The sequence below is a fragment of the Paraburkholderia sp. GAS38 genome, from assembly GCF_050434965.1.
Classification (GTDB): domain Bacteria; phylum Pseudomonadota; class Gammaproteobacteria; order Burkholderiales; family Burkholderiaceae; genus Paraburkholderia; species Paraburkholderia phenazinium_A.
In genome coordinates this window covers 1-2,924 of sequence record NZ_JBNDJO010000029.1, presented here as the reverse complement: position 1 = coordinate 2,924, position 2,924 = coordinate 1, and the positions used below count along the sequence as shown (strand labels likewise).

Annotated in this window: 2 protein-coding genes; both read right to left on the bottom strand. The window is 65.9% G+C overall.

All coding sequences use genetic code 11. From position 1 onward, the window contains the following. Nucleotides 1-330, bottom strand: a 330-nt coding sequence (locus tag P3T42_RS36790; protein ID WP_429308791.1) for a condensation domain-containing protein, incomplete at its 3' end; no start/stop codon positions are given. Nucleotides 331-338: 8 nt separating this feature from the next. Next, a partial coding sequence (locus P3T42_RS36785) for an amino acid adenylation domain-containing protein (protein ID WP_429308790.1) occupies nucleotides 339-2,924 on the bottom strand: 2,586 nt, incomplete at its 5' end.

Below are 2,924 nucleotides of genomic sequence, written 5' to 3'. Positions count from 1 at the left end.
CGCAACGAAACGCGTGCGCAGCACCTCATGCCGCGCCATTATCGCTTCCAGACTCGCACGCAGCGCCTTCGCATCTACCTGACCCGTCAGCCACAAACCACCCGCCACGTGATAAGCACTGCTTTCCGGTGCAAGCTGCCACATGAACCACTGCCGCTGCTGCGCGTACGAGACCGGCAACGCTTGCTGCGCCTCTCGCTCACGCGCCAGAATCGGCAACTGCGCCGGCGTCATGCCCTGCTCGTTCATCTTCTGCCAGAACAGGCGGCGCTTCTCCGGCGTCAATCCGATGAAGCGCTCGGCGATGCGTCGCGCGGTATCTTTTTCCATGAATCAGCTCAAAGGGTATCGATAAAGAGGTCCAGGCAGCGCAGTGCCTCGTCGTTGCCCTCGCCGTCGCGGGCGCGCTCGATTGCCGCGGCCTGTTCATGCAGCGTCGCCGCTTCGAACAGCGCGGCGAGCGGCAGGCTGGCGTTCAGTTCAAGCGCGATGCGCGCGTTCAGACGCACGGCGAGCAACGAGTGGCCGCCCAGCGCGAAGAAGTCATCATGACGGCCGATGCGCGCAGTCCCTAACAACGCGGCCCAGATCGAAGCGAGTTGCGTCTCGGCGCCCTCGCGCGGCGCTTCCCACGGTACTTCGCTCGCGGTTTCCGCCGATGGTTGCGGCAATGCGCGCCGGTCCACCTTGCCGTTCGCGTTCAGCGGCATCGCCTCAAGCGGCACGATGCGCCACGGCACCATGTAGTCCGGCAGGGTCTGCGCAAGCCGCATGCGCAGCGCTGCCGCGTCAAGCGATTCGCCCACCGCATAGGCAATCAGCCGGCCGTCGTGCGCTACCACCACCGCTTCGCGCACACCGCTCTGAGCAGTCAGGGCCGCCTCGATCTCGCCCAGTTCGATGCGGAAGCCGCGGATTTTCACCTGATGATCGAGCCGGCCCAGATAGTCGAGCGCACCATCGGCACGCCAGCGCACCAGATCGCCGGTCCGGTACAGACGCGCGCCTTCGGCGGCGCCAACCGCGCCGAAGGGACACGGTACGAAGCGTTCGGCCGTCAAGCCCGGCCGGCCCAGGTAACCGCGCGCGAGCCCGGCGCCGCCGAGGTACAGCTCGCCGGGCACACCCTGCGGCACCGGCTCCATCCGGGCGTCCAGCACCCAGGTCTGGGTCGCGGCAATCGGCCGGCCGATCGGCACCGGACGTCCTGCCTCCGCGACACAGGTCCAGGCGGTCACGTCGATGGCCGCTTCGGTCGGACCGTAGAGATTGTGCAAGGCCACTTCCGGCAATGCTTCGGCCACCTTCAGTTGCAGGTCCGCCGGCAACGCTTCGCCACTGCAGACGATCCTCTTCAGCGCATCGCCGCAGCGCGCCGCCTGTCCGCTCGCGATGAACGCCTGCAGCATCGACGGTACGAAATGTAGCGTGCTCACCCGGTAGTCGCGGATCGCCGCCGCCAGCCGCTCGGGGTCGCGGTGGGCGTCGGGAGCGGCAATCGCCAGACGCGCACCTACCATCAAGGGCCAGAAAAATTCCCATACGGAGACGTCGAAACCGAACGGCGTTTTTTGCAACACCGTTTCTCCACCCGTCAGGCCGTACGCTCGCTGCATCCAGACGAGACGATTCCACAACGCGTCATGACGATTGCCCACGCCTTTAGGACGGCCGGTCGAGCCGGACGTGTAAATCACGTAGGCGAGATTAGCGCCATGCAGCGGCACGTCGTCGAGATTGGTACTCGCATAGGATGTCGTGTCGATCGACGCCAGGTCGGCGCAACGCACGTCATTCATCTCGGGCAAGGCGACGCCGTGCTGGCTCAACAACAAGTCGATGCCGCTGTCGCCGATCATGTAGGCGAGACGCTCCGCCGGATACGACGGATCGAGCGGCACATACGCTGCGCCCGCCTTCATGATGGCGTAGAGCGCAATCACCATCTCGAGCGAACGCTGCGCGGCCACGCCGACGCGCGATTCGACGCCCACACCTTGCGCGCGCAACCAACGCGCAAGCTGATTGGCTCGCGCGTTCAGTTCGCCGTAGCTCAGCACCTGCGAGCCGAACAGCAGCGCGTCATCGTCGGGATGCGCCGTCGCGTGATGCTCGAAAGCGCGGAACACCGGCTCGTATCCGACATAGCGCGCCGGATTCCGGCTCCAGCCCACGAGTGTCGCGCGCTCCGCGTCGTCGGCGAGCACCACTGCGTCGACTGCTTCGTGCAGTCCATCGGCACGCTGCGACAACGCTTCGAGCAGCCGCTGATAGTGGCGCGCCATCCGCTGCACCGTCGACTCGTGAAATAGCTCTTGCGCGTAGGTGAATTCGAGCGTCAGGCTGCCGTCCTCTTCATCGCGCGTATCGAGCATCAGTTCGAATTGCGCCATCGTGCCCGGCAGGCGGTACGGTTCGATCGACAGATCCGGTAACTGCTTCAGTACCCGCCAATCGCGTCGCTGGTGATTGAACATCACCTGAAACAGCGGGCTGTGGCTCAGACTGCGCTCGGGGCGCAACGCGTCTACCAGTACGTCGAAGGGTAGATCCTGGTGGGCCTGGGCGTCCTCGGCTGCGTTACGCACCTGGGACAGCAGTGCTTCCAGGGTGGTCGAGCCATCGATCCGGCTGCGCAGCACCTGAGTGTTGACGAAGAAGCCGATCAGCGGCTCGGTTTCGACGCGGTTGCGGTTCGCCACTGGCACACCCACGCGGATGTCGCCCTCGCCGGTATAGCGATGCAGCAGCGCCTGGAACGCGGCCAGCAGCACCATGAACGGCGTCGTCGAACTGCGCTGCGCGCGCTCGCGTACCGCCTGGGCCAGTTCCACCGGCAGTGTCACGCCGTGACGGGCCGCCCGATACGATGCGTGCGCCTGGCGTGGCGCGTCCGTGGGCAGCGCCAGCACCGGGTGTGTCTC